This is a genomic window from Pseudomonas sp. LBUM1657 (assembly GCF_059716075.1).
Map to the genome: position 1 here is coordinate 844,170 of NZ_CP166799.1, position 23,159 is coordinate 867,328.

The 23,159-nt window shown below is 59.7% G+C and carries 19 protein-coding genes and 1 tRNA gene; 12 read left to right on the forward strand and 8 right to left on the reverse strand.

The features are described 5' to 3' along the window. The first annotated feature begins 69 nt into the window (after positions 1–69). Both pnp and ACA055_RS03800 read left to right on the forward strand, forming a co-directional pair. A complete protein-coding gene (gene pnp, locus ACA055_RS03795; RefSeq protein ID WP_497682423.1) occupies positions 70–2,175 on the forward strand; it encodes a polyribonucleotide nucleotidyltransferase in 2,106 nt (701 codons plus the stop codon). A gap of 139 nt (positions 2,176–2,314) precedes the next feature. Beyond that, positions 2,315–2,390, forward strand: a tRNA-Thr gene (locus ACA055_RS03800). A 9-nt stretch (positions 2,391–2,399) separates the two neighbouring features. On the opposite strand, the gene ACA055_RS03805 is transcribed toward ACA055_RS03800, so the two are convergent. Further along, positions 2,400–2,837 carry a hypothetical protein gene (locus ACA055_RS03805; RefSeq protein ID WP_497682424.1) on the reverse strand — a complete coding sequence of 146 codons (438 nt, stop codon included), beginning with the start codon at positions 2,835–2,837 and terminating at the stop codon, positions 2,400–2,402. A gap of 316 nt (positions 2,838–3,153) precedes the next feature. Between ACA055_RS03805 and ACA055_RS03810 the strand changes: the two genes are divergently transcribed. After that, complete coding sequence (locus ACA055_RS03810; RefSeq protein ID WP_497684353.1) at positions 3,154–3,459, forward strand: DUF6388 family protein; 306 nt, start codon at positions 3,154–3,156, stop codon at positions 3,457–3,459. 129 nt (positions 3,460–3,588) lie between these two features. Here the strand turns inward: ACA055_RS03810 and nadC are convergent, their stop codons facing one another. Next, positions 3,589–4,437 (reverse strand): carboxylating nicotinate-nucleotide diphosphorylase, encoded by an 849-nt coding sequence (gene nadC, locus ACA055_RS03815; protein WP_497682425.1) that lies wholly within the window; start codon positions 4,435–4,437, stop codon positions 3,589–3,591. Between the two features lie 302 nt (positions 4,438–4,739). Between nadC and ACA055_RS03820 the strand changes: the two genes are divergently transcribed. From ACA055_RS03820 to ACA055_RS03835, 4 genes are all read left to right on the forward strand, one after another. Next, complete coding sequence (locus ACA055_RS03820; protein ID WP_497682426.1) at positions 4,740–6,947, forward strand: DUF1631 domain-containing protein; 2,208 nt, start codon at positions 4,740–4,742, stop codon at positions 6,945–6,947. Between the two features lie 64 nt (positions 6,948–7,011). Further along, positions 7,012–7,572: a 1,6-anhydro-N-acetylmuramyl-L-alanine amidase AmpD gene (gene ampD / locus ACA055_RS03825; protein ID WP_497682427.1), complete on the forward strand. Its 561-nt coding sequence runs from the start codon at positions 7,012–7,014 to the stop codon at positions 7,570–7,572. After that, positions 7,569–8,408, forward strand: a complete 840-nt coding sequence (gene ampE / locus ACA055_RS03830; protein WP_497682428.1) for a regulatory signaling modulator protein AmpE — start codon at positions 7,569–7,571, stop codon at positions 8,406–8,408. Before ampD ends, ampE begins: the two co-directional genes overlap by 4 nt. 1,520 nt (positions 8,409–9,928) lie before the next feature. Next, positions 9,929–10,633 carry a methyl-accepting chemotaxis protein gene (locus tag ACA055_RS03835; RefSeq protein ID WP_497684354.1) on the forward strand — a complete coding sequence of 235 codons (705 nt, stop codon included), beginning with the start codon at positions 9,929–9,931 and terminating at the stop codon, positions 10,631–10,633. A 130-nt stretch (positions 10,634–10,763) separates the two neighbouring features. On the opposite strand, the gene ACA055_RS03840 is transcribed toward ACA055_RS03835, so the two are convergent. Together ACA055_RS03840 and cra are read right to left on the reverse strand one after the other, a co-directional pair. Continuing rightward, on the reverse strand, positions 10,764–11,540 hold the full coding sequence (locus ACA055_RS03840; RefSeq protein WP_497682429.1) for a TatD family hydrolase: 777 nt from the start codon (positions 11,538–11,540) through the stop codon (positions 10,764–10,766). A 3-nt stretch (positions 11,541–11,543) separates the two neighbouring features. Further along, positions 11,544–12,539 (reverse strand): catabolite repressor/activator, encoded by a 996-nt coding sequence (gene cra / locus ACA055_RS03845; protein ID WP_497682430.1) that lies wholly within the window; start codon positions 12,537–12,539, stop codon positions 11,544–11,546. A 290-nt stretch (positions 12,540–12,829) separates the two neighbouring features. Here cra and ptsP point away from each other — a divergent pair, with 290 nt between their 5' ends. Genes ptsP through ACA055_RS03860 form a run of 3 tightly spaced genes read left to right on the forward strand, consistent with a single transcriptional unit; the run spans position 12,830 to position 18,383 of the window. Next, the gene (gene ptsP / locus ACA055_RS03850) at positions 12,830–15,691 is read left to right on the forward strand and encodes a phosphoenolpyruvate--protein phosphotransferase (protein ID WP_497682431.1); all 2,862 of its coding nucleotides are present in this window, start codon (positions 12,830–12,832) and stop codon (positions 15,689–15,691) included. Next, positions 15,691–16,632, forward strand: coding sequence for a 1-phosphofructokinase (pfkB, locus tag ACA055_RS03855; protein WP_497682432.1), 942 nt, complete (start codon positions 15,691–15,693; stop codon positions 16,630–16,632). Before ptsP ends, pfkB begins: the two co-directional genes overlap by 1 nt. An 11-nt stretch (positions 16,633–16,643) precedes the next feature. Further along, positions 16,644–18,383 carry a PTS fructose-like transporter subunit IIB gene (locus tag ACA055_RS03860; protein WP_497682433.1) on the forward strand — a complete coding sequence of 580 codons (1,740 nt, stop codon included), beginning with the start codon at positions 16,644–16,646 and terminating at the stop codon, positions 18,381–18,383. Between the two features lie 174 nt (positions 18,384–18,557). Here ACA055_RS03860 and ACA055_RS03865 read toward each other — a convergent pair whose 3' ends face one another. From ACA055_RS03865 to ACA055_RS03880, 4 genes are all read right to left on the reverse strand, one after another. Further along, positions 18,558–18,800, reverse strand: coding sequence for a pyocin S6 family toxin immunity protein (locus ACA055_RS03865; protein ID WP_497682434.1), 243 nt, complete (start codon positions 18,798–18,800; stop codon positions 18,558–18,560). Continuing rightward, a complete protein-coding gene (locus tag ACA055_RS03870; protein WP_497684355.1) occupies positions 18,797–18,883 on the reverse strand; it encodes a colicin E3/pyocin S6 family cytotoxin in 87 nt (28 codons plus the stop codon). The genes ACA055_RS03865 and ACA055_RS03870 overlap by 4 nt, the downstream gene beginning before the upstream one ends. Before the next feature lie 120 nt (positions 18,884–19,003). Next, entirely contained in the window at positions 19,004–19,234 is a 231-nt protein-coding gene (locus ACA055_RS03875) for a DUF7683 domain-containing protein (RefSeq protein ID WP_497682435.1), read from the reverse strand. After that, positions 19,231–20,436, reverse strand: a complete 1,206-nt coding sequence (locus tag ACA055_RS03880; protein WP_497682436.1) for a colicin E3/pyocin S6 family cytotoxin — start codon at positions 20,434–20,436, stop codon at positions 19,231–19,233. Before ACA055_RS03880 ends, ACA055_RS03875 begins: the two co-directional genes overlap by 4 nt. Positions 20,437–21,069: 633 nt before the next feature. Here ACA055_RS03880 and ACA055_RS03885 point away from each other — a divergent pair. Both ACA055_RS03885 and ACA055_RS03890 read left to right on the forward strand, forming a co-directional pair. Next, on the forward strand, positions 21,070–21,432 hold the full coding sequence (locus tag ACA055_RS03885; protein WP_497682437.1) for a DUF6124 family protein: 363 nt from the start codon (positions 21,070–21,072) through the stop codon (positions 21,430–21,432). 179 nt (positions 21,433–21,611) lie between these two features. Continuing rightward, the gene (locus ACA055_RS03890; RefSeq protein ID WP_497682438.1) at positions 21,612–23,153 is read left to right on the forward strand and encodes an alkaline phosphatase D family protein; all 1,542 of its coding nucleotides are present in this window, start codon (positions 21,612–21,614) and stop codon (positions 23,151–23,153) included. Positions 23,154–23,159 lie beyond the last annotated feature (6 nt).

Below are 23,159 nucleotides of genomic sequence, written 5' to 3' on the forward strand. Positions count from 1 at the left end.
TCCCGACATTGCCCAAGAATTTCGCAAGAAGACAAGTTCCCCAAGAGCCACAAAAGAAGGTAGGACACCGTGAACCCGGTAATCAAAAAATTCCAGTTCGGTCAGTCGACCGTTACCCTCGAGACTGGCCGCATCGCCCGTCAGGCCTCCGGCGCAGTATTGGTCACCGTTGACGACGACGTTAGCGTATTGGTGACTGTAGTCGGTGCTAAACAAGCCGATCCAGGCAAGGGCTTCTTCCCTTTGTCCGTTCACTACCAGGAAAAGACTTACGCTGCCGGTAAGATCCCTGGCGGTTTCTTCAAGCGTGAAGGCCGTCCTTCCGAGAAAGAAACCCTGACTTCCCGACTGATCGACCGTCCGATCCGTCCGCTGTTCCCAGAAGGTTTCATGAACGAAGTGCAGGTTGTCTGCACCGTCGTATCCACCAGCAAGAAGACCGATCCGGACATCGCTGCGATGATCGGTACCTCGGCTGCGCTGGCCATTTCCGGCATTCCTTTCGATGGCCCGATCGGCGCTGCCCGCGTTGCGTTCCACGAAAGCACCGGCTATCTGCTGAACCCGACTTACGAGCAACAGAAAGCTTCGAGCCTGGACATGGTCGTTGCCGGTACTTCGGAAGCCGTTCTGATGGTTGAGTCGGAAGCCAAAGAGCTGACCGAAGACCAGATGCTGGGCGCGGTACTGTTTGCTCACGACGAGTTCCAGGTTGTGATCAACGCTGTTAAAGAACTGGCTGCCGAAGCTGCCAAACCAACCTGGACCTGGGCTCCACAGCCAGAAGCTACCGCTCTGCTGGGTGATATCCGCGCCCAGTTCGGCGAAGCGATCTCCCAGGCTTACACCATCACCATCAAGGCCGACCGTTACGCTCGCCTGGGTGAACTGAAAGACCAGGTGGTTGCCAAGCTGTCCGGTGAAGAAGGCCAGCCTTCTTCCAGCGAAGTGAAAGCTGCTTTCGGCGAAATCGAATACCGCACCGTTCGCGAAAACATCGTAAACGGCAAGCCACGTATCGACGGCCGCGACACCAAGACCGTACGTCCTTTGAACATCGAAGTCGGTGTTCTGCCAAAGACCCACGGTTCGGCTCTGTTCACCCGTGGCGAAACCCAGGCTCTGGTTGTTGCAACTCTGGGCACTGCCCGTGACGCACAGCTGCTGGACACTCTGGAAGGCGAGAAAAAAGACCCGTTCATGCTGCACTACAACTTCCCGCCGTTCTCGGTAGGTGAGTGTGGTCGCATGGGTGGCGCTGGTCGTCGCGAAATCGGCCACGGCCGTCTGGCCCGTCGTTCGATTGCAGCCATGCTGCCTGCTGCCGACGTGTTCCCGTACACCATTCGTGTTGTGTCGGAAATCACCGAGTCCAACGGTTCGAGCTCCATGGCTTCGGTCTGCGGCGCTTCCCTGGCTCTGATGGATGCCGGCGTTCCGATGAAGGCACCGGTTGCCGGTATCGCCATGGGTCTGGTTAAAGAAGGCGAGAAGTTCGCCATCCTGACCGACATCCTGGGTGACGAAGATCACCTGGGCGACATGGACTTCAAAGTAGCCGGTACCGCCAAAGGTGTGACCGCGCTGCAGATGGACATCAAGATCAAAGGCATCACCGAAGAAATCATGGAAATCGCTCTGGGCCAAGCCCTGGAAGCGCGCCTGAACATCCTCGGTCAGATGAACCAGATCATTGGCCAGTCGCGTACCGAACTGTCGGAAAACGCTCCGACCATGATCGCGATGAAGATCGACACCGACAAAATCCGTGATGTCATCGGTAAAGGCGGCGCGACCATTCGTGCGATCTGTGAAGAGACCAAGGCTTCGATCGACATCGAAGACGACGGTTCGATCAAGATCTTCGGCGAAACCAAGGAAGCTGCTGAAGCTGCACGTCAGCGCGTTCTGGGCATCACCGCTGAAGCCGAGATCGGCAAGATCTACGTGGGCAAGGTTGAGCGCATCGTCGACTTCGGCGCATTCGTCAACATCCTGCCTGGCAAGGACGGTCTGGTTCACATCTCGATGCTGAGCGACGCTCGCGTTGAGAAAGTGACCGACATCCTGAAAGAAGGCCAGGAAGTGGAAGTACTGGTACTGGACGTGGACAACCGCGGCCGTATCAAGCTGTCCATCAAAGACGTAGCAGCAGCCAAGGCTTCGGGCGTTTAACCACTCCCCACGCCTGACCGCTTCAACGTTATAAAAAATGCCCCGCCGTGAAAGCTGCGGGGCATTTTTTTGTCTGCGAAAAACCTAGGTGTTACGTGAAGTTGCCGGACCTCAAAGCCAGTGCTAGGTTTAGCCCATCGCCCGTGTAGCTCAGCCGGTAGAGCAGCGCACTCGTAACGCGAAGGTCGCAGGTTCGATTCCTGTCTCGGGCACCACTCTTTTCGTCACTTCACTTTCCTGCTCAGGTCCTCGACCGTGTGCTTGAGCTTGTCCATTTCCCTGTCCTGATCACTGACTTCCCGCTTCAGGTTTGACAGTTCGTTAGCGCTCGAACTCGAGCTGGAACCACTGTTGCGTTTGAGTTCTTCGATAAGGCGCGCCTGGTCGCTGACGGTTTTCTTCAGGTTCTCCAGTTCCTTGGCATTGGACTTCAGGGTTTCTTGCATGCCGTGCAGATCGTCAACGCTGACTTTGGTGTTGCGCAACGAGTATTCGCCGTACGACTGGGAGTGGATGGCGACGATTTTATCGTTGTACGACGGAGTGTCCGAGCTGAAATCGACGCTGGCCTGAGCCAGATTCGGCAATGCGAGAGCGCCGAGCAGCGCGGTGGCGGTACCGGTTGCGAAAAGGGCGGACGGGAGCTTTGAGAAAATGCGCATCACCTGAATTCCTTGTGAAATGCCTTAATGGCACATCGCTATGACTTTGCCTTTCGAGGGTTGTTCCTGGATCGTGTGGGGAAATTTTCAAAAAGCCCCCTCCACAGGTTTTTTGTAGATTTGATGTAAAAGTCCATATAAATCGCCGGTCAAACGTCCTATATTCGGAGCTTGCATGAGCTCCACATTGCAGTTTTCAAATGATCCCCGAATGGTTCTGAAGGCCAGACAAACCGGGCTTCACACGGTTTTTTGCGTCAGAGAGATCCTTGATGATCCAGATCCATCTTCCATTCCCCAGATCAGAGAGAACGACATGACCGTTAAAGAATTGACTCAAGAAGCCAGACACGAAGAAGCGCTGAAGAAGTATCTGCTGGAGTCGCCCCAGCTTGCCGAAGAGATCAAGGACTTGCCCGCCGATGATCAGAAAGACCAGATCCAGTGGGCGTTCGAGGACGAAGCGGAATCCCAGGGCTTGCAGCCGTGGGAACTGACGCTCAAGTACACCTCAAGCCCGGATGAGTTCGAGGCTGCGCGCCTTGTGCTGCACAAGGAGGCGGCCGAGGTGTTGGGCGTTGAGTGGGAAGAGTACTGCGAGATGAATAATCTGGTGGTCTGACCAAACAAAGGCGAAAAACCTGTGGGAGCGGGCTTGCTCGCGAAGAGGGAGTGTCAATCGACATAATCGTCGTCTGACACACCGCTTTCGCGAGCAAGCCCGCTCCCACATGTGCAATGCGTTTTCTAATCAGATACTCAAGCGCATCGACAGATCGACAGCCTTCACATCCTTGGTCATCGCACCAATCGAAATGTAATCCACCCCGGTTTCCGCAATCGGCAGCAGCGTGCTTTCGTTGATACCGCCGCTGGCCTCCAGCTTCGCCTTGCCGCCGTTCAGGCGCACCGCCTCACGCATGTCATCCAGGCTCAGCTCGTCGAGCATGATGATGTCGGCACCGGCCGCCAAGGCTTCCTTCAGCTCATCCAGGCTTTCCACTTCGATCTCAACTGGTTTGCCCGGGGCGATCTTGTGCGCGGCGGCGATGGCCTCGGGGATGCCGCCGCAGGCCGCGATATGGTTTTCCTTGATCAGGAAGGCGTCATACAGGCCGATGCGGTGGTTATGGCAGCCGCCGCAGGTTACGGCGTACTTTTGGGCCAGGCGCAGGCCCGGGAGGGTCTTGCGGGTGTCGAGCAACTTCACCTGAGTCTTGGCAACGAAATCCGCCAGATACTGCGCGCGAGTGGCCACGCCCGAGAGCAACTGCAGGAAGTTAAGCCCACAGCGCTCACCGCTAAGCAGCGAGCGCGCCGGGCCTTCGAGGTGGAACAGCGTCTGGTTGGGTTTGACCCGCTCACCGTCGCGCACCTGCCAATGCACCGCCACCCGTGGGTCCAGTTGCCGGAAAACCGCATCGACCCACGCGGTGCCAGCGATGACAGCGGCGTCGCGGGTAATGATGGTGGCTTTGGCCAGGCGTTCGGCCGGGATCAGCTGCGCGGTGATGTCGCCGCTGCCGATGTCTTCGAGCAACGCGCGGCGCACGTTGGCTTCGATTTCGGCGGTCAAATCGGCGAGACGTAGATTCGGCATAACGGACTCCACAAACAAAGTGGCCCGATTATAGGGCCATGGTGTGGAGCAACCCAAGGCATCAGCGTCTTTCCCATCGCTCTGATACCTGCATTTGGTCGATTCGCCGAAGCGATCGGCACTAAGCGTGGGTCCCTGCTACACGTCTATTTCAACAGGAGACAAAGAGTCTGCTGGTACAACGGTTATCTTTTACAAGATAATTCGCCTTGCATTTGACGTCATGGCTTTGACGCGCGGTCTTTTTGTCTGGCGCGCAGGATTTCTTACCGAACGAAGACTCACCGTTTCAGGAGGCTTGGATGCACAACGACGGGAATGTAGTGCCTTTACACAAGGTGGCTACCGACCAGGCGACCCATTCGCCGCTCGCCCGCCTGCCTGTGATTCTGCTTCAGGTTCGCGATAAGGCCGCTCAACAGCTCAGGCATGTTTTGCAGGCGCTGTTTGATAACGCCGACGACACACTGTTCGAGATGGCCGATCGAGCGCGCAATGACGTCGAGCAAAACCTCTTCTTCGAAGCCATGCGCGACTTGCGCCTCAAGCGCAAAAACATCGAACGCGTATTTCTCGAACAATTTTTCGAGGCTTTTGTCAGCCTCACCCAATACGACAGCACTCAAGCGGCCTTGCCCCAGGGATTGGACTTCGACGCCTCGACGACGCGGCCCAATGACGATATGGAGCGCAACGTGGCGGTGGAAGCCATGGTCAGCAAGGTGTTGAACCGCGACGGTTTCGCTCTCGGCCAATTGACTGCCCGACTCAGCGCACTACTGGGCAGGGAGCTGATCGATCAGCACAATCCCATGGGGCCAGCGTTGCTCTGTGAGTACTTCTTGCAGGCCGGGCGCAATCTGGGGGTGGAGATCAAGGTCAAGCTGATCATCCTCAAACTGTTCGATCGCTACGTGCTCAGCGGCACCGATCAGCTCTACGTCGAAGCCAATCAGCTGCTGGCCGCCACCGGTGTGTTACCCGACCTCAAGCCCGCCCCCACGCGCCGAGTCACGGATCGTGCGACCGCCAGTGTCCGGGCTGAAACTGCGGATGCCGCCATCCGCTCAGGCACGCCGACCGATGACAGCGTGCAAGAAGTCTTCGCGGCATTGCAGGAGCTGTTGCTGCATGTGCGCGGCAGCGTTGCGCCGACTCTGGAAGTCAGTGCCCAGACCCAGCCGATTTCCACCCGCGACCTGATGCGCCTGCTCTCGCACTTGCAGCAATACGTGCCGGCACCGGCTGCCCAGGACGACTTCGACCTGCGCAATCAGCTCGAACAATTGCTGACCCGAGTCAGCGTCAAAAGCGGTAAGTCACGCGTAGTGGGGGTGGCCGACGAAGATGTGATCAACCTGATCGCCATGCTCTTCGAGTGCATTCTTGACGATCGTAATCTGCCGGACTCACTCAAGGCATTGATCGGCCGGTTGCAGATTCCGATGCTGAAAGTGGCGGTGCTCGACAAGAGTTTCTTCAGTCGCAGCAGCCATCCGGCCCGGCGCCTGCTCAACGAAATTGCCACCGCCGCCATGGGCTGGGGCGAGTGCGATGACCATGAACGCGACAGCCTGTACCTGCGCATCGAGCAGGTGGTGCAGCGCCTGTTGAACGATTTTGTCGACGACCCGGCGATCTTTTCCGAACTGCTGGCGGACTTTCTCGCGTTCACCAGTGACGAGCGTCGCCGCAGCGAATTGCTGGAGCAGCGTACCCGTGACGCCGAAGAGGGCCGCGCCAGGACCGAACTGGCCCGCCAGCGCGTCGAGCAGACACTGAATCAGGTCTTGTTGGGCAAAGTATTGCCACAACGGGTGGTGGTGTTTGTCCAGGAAGCCTGGAGCCAGGTGTTGTTGCTGACTTGTCTCAAGCACGGCGATCAATCGGCCGAGTGGCACGCCGATGTGCGGACCATGGAGCAATTGATCTGGAGCGTACAGCGCCACGACGAGCCCGATGCGAGCCTGCGCTTGTTGGCGCTGGTGCCGGGATTGCTCAAGTCGTTACGCGACGGGCTGAGCAGTTCGGCGTTCGATCCATTTGCCACCGGTGAGTTTTTCAGTGAGCTGGAAGGCTTGCACGTTCAGCTGTTTGAACGTCCGGGGCAGAAATTTGACAAGCCCGCCACTGCGCCGGGGATGGTCCAGGTGCTGGATGAAATCGTTCTGCGCACCGCCGACGAAGGCCCGGTCGAGTTGGCTTCGGTGCGATTGCCGGCGGACGATGCGGGGCTGCTTCAAGTCGATCAGCTGCGCCTGGGCAGCTGGGTCGAGTTTCAAGAAGATGAGGAAAACACCCTGCGCTGCAAGTTGGCGGCGATCATCGATGCCACCGGCAAGTACATTTTCGTCGACCGCACCGGAATGAAAGTGCTGGAGCGCACCCGCACCGGGCTGGCCCTGGAATTTCGCCGTGGTGCGGTGCGCGCGCTCGACGACACGTTGTTGTTCGACCGGGCGCTGGAGTCGGTGATCGGTAATCTGCAGCGTCTCAATCGCGGCAAGTGATCGCGCCCGGAGGGTCTATCGCGGCATACTGGGCGCCAACACAGTCGTCGTTGAAGGAACCTGTATGCAGTTGGACCCCGCGAGCGGTTGGTGCCAGGGCGTAAACATATGCCCCTCGCCCAACTTCAATGCGCGCCCCTCGGGCGAAATTTCCCTGCTGGTGATCCACAACATCAGCTTGCCGCCAGCGCAGTTTCTGACTGGAAAGGTGCAGGAATTTTTCCAGAATCGCCTGGATGTCACGGAGCATCCCTACTTTGAGGGGATCGCTGACCTGCGCGTGTCTGCGCACTTTCTGATCGAGCGTAACGGCACTGTCACTCAGTTTGTCTCTTGTCTTGAGCGCGCCTGGCACGCCGGTGTTTCGTGCTTCGAAGGCCGGGAAACCTGTAATGATTTTTCCGTGGGCATCGAGCTCGAAGGCACGGATGATCTGCCATTCAGCGATGCGCAGTATCAAGCATTGACGGCCCTGACCCGGCAGCTGCAAAGCACCTTCACAGCCATCACCGCACAGCGCATCTGCGGGCATAGTGACATCGCACCCGGGCGCAAGACCGATCCGGGCCCCGCGTTCGACTGGGCACGCTTTCGAGCCGCCCTGGCAAAAGAGGAACAACAATGAGTTTTCTGGTGTTGCTGTTGGCTGTCTGGATCGAGAAGTTCTCGGCCCTGCGCCATCGGGTTCAACGTGATGGCGGTTGGGTAAGCGAGCTGCACAAGCTTGAGGCCAACCCGCGGATGATCAATCGGCCATGGCTGATCCTGGTGATACTGGTGTTGTTGCCGGTGGCGCTGTTGGGGTTGCTGCTGGTGGTTCTGGACCCGGTGTTCTACGGCTTGCTGGCGTTGCCGGTGCATCTGCTGGTGGTGATTTACAGTCTGGGCCGCGGTGATCTGTTGGGCGGACTGGGGCCATTTCGCGATGCCTGGCGCCGGGAAGACCTGCAAGCGGCCGCTCATGTGGCGGACCGCGATCTGGGTATCTGCGCCGAGGACGGTGAACAACTGCTGGAACGGGTTGAAGGGCATCTGCTGTGGGAGGCCTATCAGAGCTTTTTTGCGGTGATTTTCTGGTACTTCCTGTTGGGCCCGGTCGCGGCGCTGAGCTATCGATTGCTGGCCCTGGCCGAAGAACACGGGCAGAACCCGGCCGTAGTCGAGTGCGCTGCGCAATTGCGACACGCGTTCGATTGGGTGCCAGTGCGTCTGCTGGCGGCGAGCTTTGCCCTGGTCGGCAACTTTGTCGCCGTCGGCCGCGTGATGCTGCACGAGCTCCTGAACTGGAACATCAGCGCCGCCCGGCTGATCGAGAAAGTCGGGCTGGTGGCCGGGGAGATACCGGCGCCGGTAGTCGGCCCTGACGGCATCAACAACCTTGACCGGATCTGGGAGTTGCTGCTGCGGGCGGCGGTTCTCTGGTATGCCGGGTTCGCGTTGTGGACCGTCTTGGTACGCTAATCCTTGTAGCAGCCTGCGCTCGGCTCATGTAGCAGCAGCCTTCGGCAGCTGCTACAAGACCGCGTGTCTGCCGTTAACCTTAAGTTACAAAACCTCCTGCCGATTTAAGCTATACAGAGACAGCGCCAGATAGTGGCTATCTGCTGTCGGTCTGCGCCTGCCAATAAAAATAAGAAATCGAAGGGAGACTTCCAGTGAAGAGCTTGCTCTATCCCGCCGTCGCGCTGATGAACCGACTGAGTTTTGGTATGAAGTTCAGCCTGATCAGCGTGCTGTTCCTAGTGCCGATGCTGGTGACCAACTTCTATCTGGTGCGCGATTCCTATCGCGAGTTCCAGGGCACTCAGGTCGAGCTGCAGAGCCTTGACCTGCTGGGCAGCAGCCTGATGCTACGGCGCGATCTGGAAACCCTGAACAACCTGGTGCAGATCAACGTCACCCTTGGCCAGTCCGGCAAGGCCGGCAATGTCGAATCCACGATCGGCACCCTGGAACAAAGCGTTCTGGCCCGACTGGAAGGGCTGGTGGCGATGACCACCGATCCAGAGCAGATCACGGTTTTTGATACCAAACGCGACGAAATGATCGCCGCGTTCAAAGCCCAGCAAGCGGAAAGCTCCCTGCAAAGCAAAAGCGGGATGATTGGCAAGTTGCTCGGCAACGCACAGGTTTTCAGCCAGATCATCGCCAGTCAGGCCGGCCTGAGCCGCGACACACAGAGCGACATGCGCCAGCTCAGCGAACTCATTACCCATGTCACTCCGCCGGTTACCCAGCTATTGGGCGAAGGCCGGGCGATGGGCTCTTATTCGTTGGGGCAAGGCTTTCTCAATTCATCGTCGAGCACCCGTTTTGATGAGCTGTTGGCGCAGATCGAAAAGCAGCAGGCCGAATATGCGCTGAAGTTGCATGACGCCCTGGCCTCGAGCAAAGCCGCGCGCGACACCTTGGCCGCCCAGGCCGACAGCAGCAAGGCGTCGTTGAAAAAGGCCAGTGAGCTGTTCGAAGAACAGGTGGTGATGGCCGACACCCTCGATGCGCCTTGGCAGGCCTTTTACGATCAGGTCACGGGCCTCATGGACCAGACCTACCAACTCAACGAAGCTACCCTGAAGTTTCTCGGTACCCAGTTGCAGCAGCGGCTGGAGCAGAACCGCACCCACATGATCTTGCAGGCGGTGGCGCTGTCGGTGGTGTTCGTGCTGATTTTCTACCTTTACGGCGGCTTCTACGCCTCGACCCGCACCACCCTCAAGCGTCTTGGCGCCGTGATGGACAAAGTGGCGGCGGGCGACATGACCGTGACCTTCAGCGCCAACAGTCGCGATGAACTGGGCGAATTGGGCGAGGTGTTCAATGGCACCGTGAAGAAAATCCATGACCTGATCGAGCGAGTGGGGCAGACCGTCAGTGAAGTCGAGCGCCAGGCCGGGCAGGTGGAGAACGTCTCCTCCCAGAGCAACCAGGCCGTGGCGGGGCAACGCTCCCAGATCGAGCAGGTCGCGACGGCCATGAATCAGATGTCGGCCACCTCCCTTGAGGTGGCGCGCAGTGCCGCCGCGGCGGTCAGCAGCGCACACAGTGTCAACGACGAGACCCTCAGCGGTCGTGGGTTGGTGCAGTCCCAGCAGGGCAGCATCGCCGCACTGGCCAGCGAGATCGATCAGTCGGTGATGGTGATCAATCAACTGGCCAGCGACAGCCAGTCCATCAGCCGCGTGCTGGAGGTGATCAAAAGCATCGCCGAACAGACCAACCTGCTGGCCCTCAACGCAGCGATCGAAGCCGCGCGGGCCGGTGAACAGGGCCGTGGGTTTGCGGTGGTGGCGGACGAGGTCCGGACCCTGGCCAAGCGCACCCAGCAATCGACCGAAGAAATCGAGCAAATGATCGCCAAGCTTCACAGCGGTGTCGGCGCGGCGGTGAAGGCCATGGGCACCAGCCATCAGATGGCCAACGGTACGGTGGGGCAGTCGGAAAAGGTCCAGCAGGCGTTGGAAAACATTCTCGGCGCGGTCGGCATGATCGTCGACCAGAACCAGCAGATTGCCGCCGCTGTGGAACAGCAAACCGCTGTCGCTCATGACATCGACCAGAACATCGTCGAGATCAACCGTGCCGGGGAGCGTACCGCCGAAGGAGCGCACCAGACCGAAGATGCCAGCCGTGCGTTATCGGCTCAGGTGGTAGAGCTTAAACAGCTGATCAGTGCGTTCCGGGTTTGATGCTACACCGCAGGTCAAGTGTGGGAGCGGGCTTGCTCGCGAAGGCTGACTGACATTCAACATCTATGTCGACTGTCATGCCGCTTTCGCGAGCAAGCCCGCTCCCACAAGTATTGCGTGAGACAGCACGTTACCAGTTGAACAACTCACAGGCATTGGCAGTACTGACGGCCGCCAGTTGCTCAGGCGTGACCGACATGATTCCGGCCAGTGCCGAGCAGATCGCCGGCAGGTGGGCCGGGCTGTTGCGCTGACCGGGAAACATGGCGGGCGCCATGTCCGGTGAGTCGGTTTCCAGTACCACCGATTCCAGCGGCAAGTCGGCGAGGACGCGGTGCATGCGCAGCGCCTGGGGCCAGGTCGCGGCGCCGCCCAAGCCCAGTTTGAAACCAAGTTTGATGTATTCGCGGGCCTCTTCCTTGCTGCCGGCAAACGCGTGAATGATCCCCGCGCGTTTCAAGCGAAAGCGCTTGAGCGTCGCGATCACTGCCGCATGGCTACGTCGCACGTGAATCAGCGCCGGCAGATGGAAGTCCGCGGCCAGTTGCAGTTGCGCATCGAACAACGCTTGCTGACGTTCGCGGTCGAGGGTTTCGATGAAGTAGTCCAGGCCAATCTCGCCCACCGCGCACAACTGTCGATGACCGGCCAGCCGCGTCAGCCAGTCGCCGAGTTCCGCCAGGTCCTCAGGGCGATGATCCTCCAGATACACCGGGTGCAAACCGAACGCCGCATGCAGGTCGGGATCGCTTTGCACCAGATCCCAGACACGCTGCCAATTAGCCTGATAAACCCCCAGCACCACGATCCGCCGCACCCCGAGGGCGCGGCTTTCGGCCAGCAGCGCCTGACGATCCTCGTCGAAGTCCGGAAAATCCAGATGAGTGTGGCTGTCGATCAGCTCCACGGTTCAGTCCTGGCGAATACGCTGCTTGAACGTGCGCGCAATGGCCTGCACGCCGGGTTGGTAATCGGACTGCTCGATGGCGGCCAGGGCCAGCGCGAGGGCCTTGTCGGCAATCAGTTGATGCTGCTGGGCCATGGCGTTGACCGGCAGCGGCAGGAAGTCCAGCAACTGCGTGTCGCCGAACGTACCGAGGCGCAACGGGCGGGTTTTCAGCGGGAAGTCATGCAAGGCATCGAACACGCCCTGAAGCAGCACGTAGGACGTGGTCACCAGCGCATCCGGCAAATGCCCCAGGCGCTGGAGCAGTTCTTCCATCAACTGTTTGCCGCACTCGCGGCTGAACGATTCGCCGTGTTCGATCAGGATTTCGCCTTTGAACCCGGCCAACGCCTCTTTGAAACCGCCTGCACGTTCCTGGCTGATGCTCAGTTCGGGGCGGGCGCCAATCAGTGCGATCTGCTTGGGCAACGGGTCGAGCAGGCTGCGGGTCAGTTGCAGGCTGGCTTCGCGGTCGTCGCTGATCACCGAGCAGAAATGCTCCGGCTCCATGACCCGGTCGATCGCGATGATCGGAATGCCCTTGGCCTGCAACTGACGATAGCTGTCGTCGCCGGCCGGCAGGCAACTGGCGACGATCAGCGCATCGCAGCGTCGGGCGCGGAACAGTTGCAGCAATTGCCGTTCGCTGTCCGGCGCATCGTCGGAACTGGCGATCAACAGTTGATAACCGCGAGCCCGGGCGCCTTGCTCGAGCAATTTGGCGATCCGCGCGTAACTGGGGTTTTCCAGGTCCGGCAGAATGAAACCCAGCGTTCGGGTGTGCCGACTGCGCAGTCCGGCAGCCTGGGGATTAGGTGTGAAGCCGTGTTGTTCGACGACCGCGCGCACGCGTTCGACGGTGGCACTGCTGATGCGTTGTTGTTCGGCCTTGCCATTGATGACGTAGCTGGCGGTGGTAACGGACACACCGGCCAACTGGGCGATATCACTGAGTTTCAACCCGGGATTTCCTTGTTTTTTCGAGCTTGCCCCGACATTTTCGCCAATCCTACCCGATTCGGGCAGACGACCATTGTCTCAGCGCATCCGACAAGTTGGACTTCAAGGATGAGACATTATCGAGTAACGTGCCAATCATTCTAGATTAAACGTTTCAGCAAGCGTATTTTCTACGTTATGGGCTCCTTTGGACGGTTCTGCCGCGAAACCGCCAAAAGTGATGACGAAGAGCCTAAGCTGAATCATTCAAAACAATACCTGGCGCCCCAAGGCGCCAAAAAGGAGAAAGCATGCTCGAGCTCACCATAGAGCAGATATCCATGGGCCAATCGGCTGTGGATAAGTCCGCAGCGTTGCACTTGCTGGCCCAGCATCTGGTTGCCGATGGCCTGGTGGATGAGGGTTACCTCGCCGGTTTGCAGGCACGCGAAGCCCAGGGCTCGACCTTTCTCGGTCAAGGTATTGCCATCCCCCACGGTACGCCGGAAACCCGCGATCAGGTGTTTTCCACCGGCGTGCGGCTGATGCAGTTTCCGGAGGGCGTGGACTGGGGCGACGGTCACATCGTTTACCTGGCCATTGGCATTGCCGCCAAATCCGATGAACACCTGCGCTTGCTGCAACTGCTGACCCGCGCCCTCGGCGAGACCGACCTGGGCCAGGCGCTGCGTCGCGCCAGTTCCGCCGAAGCCTTGTTGAAACTGCTGCAAGGTGCGCCGCAAGAGCTGGCGCTGGATGCCCAGATGATCGGCCTTGGCGTGTCCGCCGATGATTTCGAAGAACTGGTCTGGCGCGGTGCGCGTTTGCTGCGCCAGGCAGATTGCGTGAGCAACGGTTTCTCCGCCGTGCTGCAACAGGTCGAAGCGCTGCCGCTGGGCGATGGCCTGTGGTGGTTGCACAGCGAACAAACAGTGAAGCGTCCGGGCCTGGCGTTCGTGACACCGGACAAGCCGATGCGCTACCTCGGTCAGCCGTTGAGCGGTCTGTTCTGCCTGGCCAGCCTGGGTGAAGCTCATCAGGCGTTGCTCGAACGTCTGTGCGCGTTGTTGATCGAAGGTCGTGGTCATGAACTGGGCCGCGCCACCAGCAGCCGCAAAGTCCTCGAAGTGTTGGGCGGTGAGTTGCCCGCCGACTGGCCGAGCGCGCGCATCGCCTTGGCCAACGCCCACGGTTTGCACGCGCGCCCGGCAAAGATCCTCGCGCAACTGGCGAAAAGTTTTGAAGGCGAAATTCGCGTGCGCATTGTCGAGGGTCAGGACAGCGCGGTGTCGGTGAAGAGCTTGAGTAAACTGCTCAGCCTCGGTGCCCGTCGCGGTCAGGTGCTGGAGTTCGTCGCCGAACCGAGCATCGCCGCCGATGCCTTGCCAGCCCTGTTGGCCGCCATCGAAGAAGGCCTCGGTGAAGAAGTCGAGCCGCTGCCGGCCGTGAGCCAGCAACGCGAAGTGCTCACCGAAATGGCCGAAGTGCTGCTCGCCCCCGCGTCCGGCAGCCTGGTTCAGGCCATCGCCGCCGCACCGGGGATCGCCATCGGCCCGGCGCACATTCACGTGCTGCAAACCATCGATTACCCGCTACGCGGTGAGTCTGCCGCCATCGAGCGCGAGCGTCTGAAGCAGGCCTTGGCGGAGGTGCGTGGCGACATCGGCGGCCTGATCGAACGCAGCAAATCCAAGGCCATTCGCGAAATCTTCATCACCCACCAGGAAATGCTCGACGACCCGGAACTGACCGATGAAGTCGACACCCGCCTCAAGCAAGGCGAAAGCGCCGAAGCGGCGTGGATGGCGGTGATTGAAGCCGCGGCCAAGCAACAAGAATCGCTGCACGACGCTTTGCTCGCCGAGCGCGCAGCCGACTTGCGCGACATCGGGCGTCGTGTGCTGGCGCAACTGTGTGGTATCGAAACTCCGAGCGAGCCGGATCAGCCGTACATTCTGGTGATGGATGAAGTCGGTCCGTCCGATGTGGCGCGTCTTGATCCGGCCCGCGTCGCCGGCATTCTCACTGCTCGTGGTGGCGCCACTGCCCACAGCGCGATCGTTGCCCGGGCCCTCGGCATTCCGGCACTGGTCGGCGCCGGCGCGGCGGTGTTGCTGCTGGCGCCGGGCACGCCGTTGCTGATTGACGGCCAACGCGGTCGCCTGCACGTGGACGCCGATGCAGCGACCTTGCAGCGCGCCACTGAAGAACGCGACACCCGCGAACAACGCTTGAAAGCCGCCGCCGAACAACGCCATCAACCGGCGCTGACCACCGACGGCCACGCCGTTGAAGTGTTCGCCAACATCGGCGAAGCCGCTGGCGTCACCAGCGCGGTGGAGCAGGGCGCCGAAGGCATTGGCCTGCTGCGCACCGAACTGATTTTCATGGCCCACTCACAAGCGCCGGACGAGGCAACCCAGGAAGTCGAATACCGCCGCGTCCTTGATGGCCTGGCCGGTCGGCCGCTGGTGGTGCGCACCCTCGATGTCGGCGGCGACAAACCGCTGCCGTATTGGCCGATCGCCAAGGAAGAAAACCCGTTCCTCGGCGTGCGCGGCATTCGCCTCACGCTGCAACGTCCGCTGATTATGGAAGCGCAATTGCGTGCCTTGCTCCGTGCCGCCGACAACCGTCCACTGCGCATCATGTTTCCCATGGTCGGCAGCGTCGATGAATGGCGTCAGGCCCGGGACATGACCGAACGCCTGCGTCTGGAAATCCCGGTGGCGGACCTGCAACTGGGGATCATGATCGAGGTGCCGTCGGCGGCGTTGCTGGCGCCGGTGCTGGCCAAAGAGGTCGACTTCTTCAGCGTCGGCACCAACGACCTGACTCAATACACCCTGGCCATCGACCGTGGGCATCCAACGTTATCGGCCCAGGCGGATGGCTTGCATCCGGCGGTGCTGCAACTGATCGACATCACTGTGCGGGCGGCCCATGCGCATGGCAAATGGGTTGGCGTGTGCGGTGAGCTGGCGGCGGACCCGCTAGCGGTGCCGGTGCTGGTCGGCCTCGGTGTGGATGAGTTGAGCGTGTCGGGGCGCAGCATCGCCGAGGTCAAGGCACGCATCCGCGAACTCAGCCTGACCCAGTCCCAAACCCTTGCCCAACAGGCCCTGGCCGTGGGCAGCGCGAACGAAGTGCGCGCATTAGTGGAGGCTTTGTAATGGCCAAGATCCTAACCCTGACCCTCAATCCGGCGCTGGACCTTACCGTCCAGCTACCGCGCCTGATACCCGGTCAGGTCAATCGCAGTGACGAGATGCACACCCACGCCGCCGGCAAAGGTGTGAACGTGGCACAGGTGCTGGCGGACCTCGGGCATCAGCTCACGGTCAGCGGTTTCCTCGGGGAAGACAACCTTCAAGCGTTCGAAACCCTGTTTGCCAAACGTGGTTTTGTCGATGCGTTCATCCGTGTTCCCGGCGAGACTCGCAGCAACATCAAACTGGCGGAAAGCGATGGGCGCATTTCCGACATCAATGGTCCCGGACCCTTGGTGAGTGAAGCCGCGCAGCAAGCGTTGCTTGATCGACTTGATCAGGTTGCTCCCGGTCATGACGCAGTCGTCGTCGCTGGCAGCCTGCCCCAAGGCATCAGTCCTCAGTGGTTGCAGGCGTTGATCCTTCGGTTGAAAAACCTCGGTTTGAACGTGGCGCTGGACACCAGCGGCGAAGCTTTGCGGGAAGCGCTCAAGGCCGGTCCGTGGCTGATCAAGCCCAACACCGAAGAGCTGGCCGAGGTGCTGGATTGCGAGGTGGTTTCAGTCACCGCCCAGGCCGAAGCGGCGAGTCGTTTGCGCGCGCAAGGCATCGAGCACGTGGTGATTTCCCACGGCGCCGATGGCGTGAACTGGTTCAGTGTCGGCTCGGCGATGCACGCCACGCCACCCAAGGTCAGCGTCGTCAGCACGGTGGGCGCGGGTGATTCGTTGCTGGCCGGCATGCTCCACGGTCTGCTCAGTGCCGACACACCCGAACAGACTTTGCGCACCGCCACGGCGATTGCCGCGATGGCGGTCACCCAGATCGGTTTCGGTATCGGCGACGCTGCGCAACTGGCGCAGCTCGAACAGGGTGTGCGCATACGCCCCCTGACAGAACAATAAGAGGGTTTGTCATGAAGTTAGCCATTGTTACGGCCTGCCCGAACGGCATGGTCACCAGTGTGCTGTGCGCCCGTTTGCTCGATGCCGCGGCACAGCGTCAGGGCTGGAGCACCAGCGTCGAAGTCATCGATGCAGCACATCCTGAACGGCAATTGTCGGCGGCCACGATCGAGGCGGCCGAGTGGGTGTTGCTGGTGACCAGCGCGCCTGTGGATATGTCGCGCTTCGTCGGTAAGCGCGTGTTCCAGAGCACCCCGGCCCAGGCCCTGCAAGATGTAGAAACGGTGCTGCGGCGTGGCGCTGAAGAGGCTCAAGTTTACGTTGCGCCCGAAGCCGACGCCGAGCCGGCTGCGGTGGTTAAAAACGCACCGCGGCTGGTGGCTGTGACCGCCTGCCCGACCGGCGTCGCGCACACCTTCATGGCCGCCGAAGCCTTGCAGCAAGCGGCCAAGCGTCTGGGCTACGACCTGCAAGTGGAAACCCAGGGCTCGGTCGGCGCGCGCAACCCGTTGAGCGCCGCAGCGATTGCCGATGCCGACGTGGTGCTGCTGGCGGCGGACATCGAAGTCGCCACCGAGCGTTTCGCCGGCAAGAAGATTTACCGTTGCGGCACCGGCATTGCCCTCAAGCAAGCCGAGGCGACGCTGAACAAAGCCCTCGCCGAAGGCAAGCAGGAAAGCGCTTCGACCGGCGCCAAAGGTCCGGCCAAGCAAGAGAAAACTGGCGTTTATAAACACCTGCTGACTGGCGTGTCGTACATGTTGCCGATGGTGGTGGCGGGCGGTCTGATGATCGCCTTGTCGTTCGTGTTCGGCATCACCGCGTTCAAGGAAGAGGGCACGTTGGCGGCGGCGCTGATGCAGATCGGTGGCGAGACCGCGTTCAAGCTGATGGTGCCGCTGCTGGCGGGATACATCGCCTACTCGATCGCCGACCGTCCGGGCCTGGCGCCGGGGATGATCGGTGGTTTGCTGGCAAGCACGCTGGGCGCCGGTTTTATCGGCGGGATCATTGCCGGTTTCATCGCCGGATACGCGGCCCAGGCGATCAACCGTTATGCGCGATTGCCGCAAAGTCTGGAAGCGCTGAAACCGATCCTGATCATCCCGTTGCTGGCGAGTCTGTTCACCGGTCTGGTGATGATCTACGTGGTCGGCAAACCGGTGGCCGGGATGCTGGCGGGGCTCACCCACTTCCTCGACAGCATGGGCACCACCAACGCGATTTTGCTTGGCGTACTGCTCGGCGGCATGATGTGCGTCGACCTCGGCGGGCCGATCAACAAGGCGGCGTATGCGTTCTCGGTAGGGCTGCTGGCGTCGCAGAGTTATGCACCGATGGCCGCGACCATGGCGGCCGGCATGGTGCCGCCAATTGGTCTCGGCATCGCCACGTTCATTGCCCGGCGCAAGTTTGCCCAGACTGAACGCGAGGCCGGTAAAGCGGCGTTGGTGCTGGGGCTGTGCTTTATCTCCGAGGGGGCAATTCCGTTCGCGGCGAAAGACCCGTTGCGGGTGATCCCAGCGAGCATTGCCGGCGGTGCACTGACCGGGGCGTTGTCGATGTATTTCGGCTGCAAACTCATGGCGCCCCACGGTGGGTTGTTCGTGTTGGCGATCCCGAATGCGATCAACCATGCGCTGCTCTATTTGTTTGCAATCGTGGCCGGGAGTTTGCTGACGGCGGTGGCGTATGCGCTGCTCAAGCGGCCTGAGGTTGTTGAGTTGGCCATAGAGCCCGTCAACGCCTGACACTGAAACCTGTGGGAGCGGGCTTGCTCGCGAAAGCGATCTGACAGTCAGCATCTTTGTTGAATGTTAAGCCGTCTTCGCGAGCAAGCCCGCTCCCACAATGGATTTGCTGCGAGACCAAGAGATGGTTTGGAGTTGTAGTGAGTGGTCGGCGCGGATGGTGGCGGAGTGGGCTCACTCGTAGCTGCTGAGATACAGCATTAGCTCCTTGGGGAGTTCAATCATTGCGAGACTCTCGATTGCCGAAACCTGTCCGGCGGATAAAAGATGGCTCGCCATGGCATCCTCTTCTTCGTGCCACGCCATAATCAACATCAGGGCATCCGAGGTGACGGTCGGGGGCAAATCCACCTCGAATACAGCCAAGTCACCGCTTTCAGGTACTCCGTAAATCTGAAACTTCAGATTATATTTCATGGTTCAACCTCTCTGGTTTTATTTGCCGGTTTTGTCTGTACTCCGGTCGTCGGGTTGAACTCACCAAGGTGTTTGCCTCGCATGTCTTACTTCTTCTGGGCCTGATGGATGTGTCCAAAATCATTAGGTCAATTCAGTTTGTAACCACCTGTGGGCTGCGGCGCCTGACTGTTGTTGCCTCTCGCGGGTGGAAGCGGAGTAAGTCAATCAATGCACACCAACTGCACGATGTGGTTCGCGTCTCCCAGGATCTTGCCAGTCCAGCTTTCAAGTGTTTGAACTTGTTCTGAAGAAAGGTCGTACCCATCAAATTCATCCTCTGGTGTTTGCCAATCCATTAGTTTTGCTAGCTCTTCATGACGGCAGTTGGGTATTTCCACACTCAGGAGAAGCTCCTCGCTGTGTCTGTCGAAGACCTCTATGACATGTTTCATTTTTCTACTTTCCTAGACGGGTCAGCGGGCTTGGTTTGCTCCCCTGTTTGCGGGTCGTACTCCCCAAGGTGTTTTCCTTGCTTGGTGTACATCTCAACGGTGCCATGTTGCGAGTCCCACTCATAAATCCTTCCTGAGGGATCTTTCCATCGCCGACGTTTTTTACCACCACCACGCACTGAAGTTTTTAACGGAGCAGGTTTTACATCTGGAAAAGCCGGGAGTGTCGTAGGAGCAGGGTGGTATTTGTAGTCTCCAGGCACGCTCAGAACAATATAAATCGGCTTAAGTCCTGCATCGGCAGGGAACCAGATGATCGCATCCTTATACTCGGGCGGATGCTCGGGGTTCACTAGTGCTTTACTGGATTGCTCGGTGGGCGGGTACACCCATGCAGACGGTAGTGGCGGGGCGCCTTCCAGTGCAGGAATTCCCAGTACATCGTCAGGATTCGCTGCTGGCGTCCAGGTCAGGCCAATCCCGTTACCGATATCAGCAACAAACCTCTCGCCATCCTGGGAGGCCTTAATGACAGGGACAAATTCCCAGTCTTTTTTTCCGCCCGTATAGAAGCCATAAATGCTGACGGAGCCGTCCGGCAATGTTTTCACGTTGATGCGGACACGGGTTCGCCCCGTATCCAGCACCGCGTATTGCTCTTTTTGGTAAAAGGCACTGTCCGGCGAAATGCTGGTGTTCGGCATTAACAGCGCAACTGTCCCAACCGCTGCACCAGTCGCCACAACCGCTGAGCCTGTTAGTAAACGCAGTGCCAGAGAACCGCCGAGACGTTGGGAAATGACGCCACCCGTTGCCGAGCCACCCACCAGTTTCAGGGGGATCCCTTCTGCGGTGACCGCGCCCCCCGTGCCAAGCACGGCCCACAACCCGTAGTCAGATAGTTTCTCGACGGGGACAAATCCGGCGGGGTTGTTGTGATTGATTACGCCGTTGGGAAGATTGCAGCTTTTGGCGAATACACAGCCTTTGGTATCGGAGCCTTGCTGTTTTTCGGATTGACGAACGAGACGGTCTTCATACCTCTGTTGTCTGGCTAGCATATCGTCGTATTGCTTTTGTCTGGCGTTGCGCTCGGCTAACTCAGTCGGGGTCATGTCTCGCAGGTAACGGTATCCAATGCCCGAGCCGCCGCCACCACTGCTGTGTTCCCAGACTTGGGGGATATCCTTGTTGCGGGCCATAGGCGTTCTTTTCTGAGTGTGGCTGAGGAGCCACGAACCTACTTGGCTCGCTAAGGTGCTGGCGTTAGGACGTTTCCCAAATGTGGCGCTGAAGTTTCCTTTTCCATGGATGATCAGGAGCCGCAATGCTCGCGAAAGCGCAGGCTCAGTCAGCATTTTGGTTGAATGTTAAGCCGTCTTCGCGAGCAAGCCCGCTCCCACACTGATCACCAGCGAATACGAAGGTTGTATACGACGAAAATCAAATGTGGGAGCGGGCTTGCTCGCGATGGCAGCGTCAGTTCGAAGTGTTTGTTTAATGGCTGTCGGACGTTACTTCCTGAAAGCCACAGTGCCTTGCGTCGTTGCCTACAGGTACGCCAGAATCCGCCGGCTTGTGCGCTTAGGGGAGCGTCGGTAACTTGGTTCGCGTCACTGCTCATCAGTGATCGGGTTTAGTAGCCCGTGGTTTCCCATGGCGTATAGCGCATCAGATAGTCAGGTATTTCATCCCTGCACTTTATGGTGGCTGTGCGTAGGGCGCCCTCGGGCGCGCCGGCCTCATGGGTCCCCGGTCTACTAACCTGCGCACAGCTGCCACCTCTTCTTATTAGTAGAGAGGCGGTGGTAGCTCTAAACTACAGGACCCAAATAATGATCAAACCTACGCCGAACCCGCCGGACACCGATCCGGCATCCCCCTACGAAAGCCTCGACTCAAAAAAACTCAACGAAGCCGCCGAGCGCGCGCTCGATCACTACCTCAATCCGGCCGCCAACATCATGGCCACACCGCGCAAACCCAGCAGGATGTTCACCATCACCCCAGAGCTGGATACCGAAACCTTGCTGGTCCATGCTTGCGAGTCGCTGGCCTCGGCCAATGTCATGGCGAGTGATTTGGCGGGGTTTCTGGAGGGGACGCATCGCAATACCCTGCTGGGCATTGCGCAAGTCATCATGCTAGGGGAGCTGGCGGTGAATCGAGCGCTGGATAACCTCGACCCACCCGGCTAGTCGCCATACCCTGTGGGCGCGGGCTTGCTCGCGAAGACGGACTAACATTCAGCAGATATGTTGGCTGAACGACCGTTTTCGCGAGCAAGTCCGCTCCCACAACGGGTCTGCGGTGTTGGGGGGGTGTCACACCTGAGTCACGCGGACATGTTTTAGTTTTCCTTTTCAGGGAGAACACCATGAGTGAATTCGACCTCGGTCGCCGTCGTGTCGTGCAAGCCGTCGGCGCCGGGCTGTTGTTGCCGGGCCTGGCGCCGGCGGTGATTGCGTCGGTCAAGGATCGTCCGCAGCTGACCGATGGCGTGCAGTCCGGTGACGTGTTGGGCGACCGGGCGATGGTCTGGAGTCGTAGCGACCGGCCGGCGCGGATGGTGGTGGAGTGGGACACCCGCAGCCTGTTCAACAACCCGCGGCGATTCGTCTCGCCTGTAGCCGATGCCCGTACAGACTTTACCGCTCGGGTCGAACTCACTGGTCTACCCGCCGACCAGGCGATTTTCTACCGTGTGTATTTCGAAGACGCCCAGAGCGGCGTCGCCAGCGAGCCGTGGTTTGGTCATTTGCGCAGCGTGCCGCAAACCCGACGCAACATCCGCTTTGTCTGGAGCGGCGACACTGCCGGCCAGGGCTTTGGCATCAACCCGGACATCGGTGGCATGCGCATCTACGAAGCCATGCGTTTGCGCCTGCCGGACTTCTTTATCCACAGCGGCGACAGCATCTATGCCGACGGGCCGGTGCCGGCGCAAATCACCACCGAGAGCGGTCGCGTGTGGCGCAACATCACCAGCGAAGCCAAGAGCAAAGTTGCCGAAACCCTCGAGGATTATCGCGGCAATTACCGCTACAACCTGATGGACGAAAACATCCGCCGTTTCAACGCCGAGGTGCCGCAGGTCTGGCAGTGGGATGATCATGAAGTGGTGAACAACTGGTCGCCGGGCAAGCAACTGGACGTGCGCTACAAGAGCAAAGATATCCACAGCCTGGTGGGCCGTGCGCGCCAAGCCTGGCTCGAATACGCACCGATGCGTTTACAGAATGCCGATGGTGACGGACGGATTTATCGCAAACTCGGTTATGGGCCGATGCTCGATGTATTCGTGCTCGACATGCGCAGTTATCGCGGGGCCAATGACGACAATCTCGGCGGCGCAAAACCGTTCCTTGGGCGCGAGCAACTGGACTGGCTCAAGCGTGAGTTGAAAGCTTCCGGCGCTCAGTGGAAAGTCATCGCCGCCGACATGCCCATCGGCCTGGGCGTACCGGACGGCGAAGTCAGCGCCGGTGTGACGCGCTGGGACGCCGTCGCCAACGGCGACCCGGGACCGGCCCAAGGGCGTGAACTGGAAATCGCTGAATTGCTGGGATTCCTGCGGGCGCAACAGGTGCGTAATTACGTCTGGCTGACGGCGGATGTGCATTACTGCGCGGCGCACCATTACCACCCGGATCGTGCGGCGTTTCAGGATTTCGAACCGTTCTGGGAGTTTGTTGCAGGGCCTTTGAATGCTGGAAGCTTCGGGCCTGATCAGTTGGATAAAACCTTCGGCCCCGAGGTGGTGTTCGAGAAGGCACCACCGACACAGAACGCCTCACCGTTTGCCGAGTTTCAGTTTTTTGGCGAGGTGAATATCGATGGGCAGACGGGGGAGATGGGTGTTGTTTTGCGGGATCTGGATGGGGTCAGTGTGTTTGAGCAGAAGTTGCAACCGATGTAAGAGGAG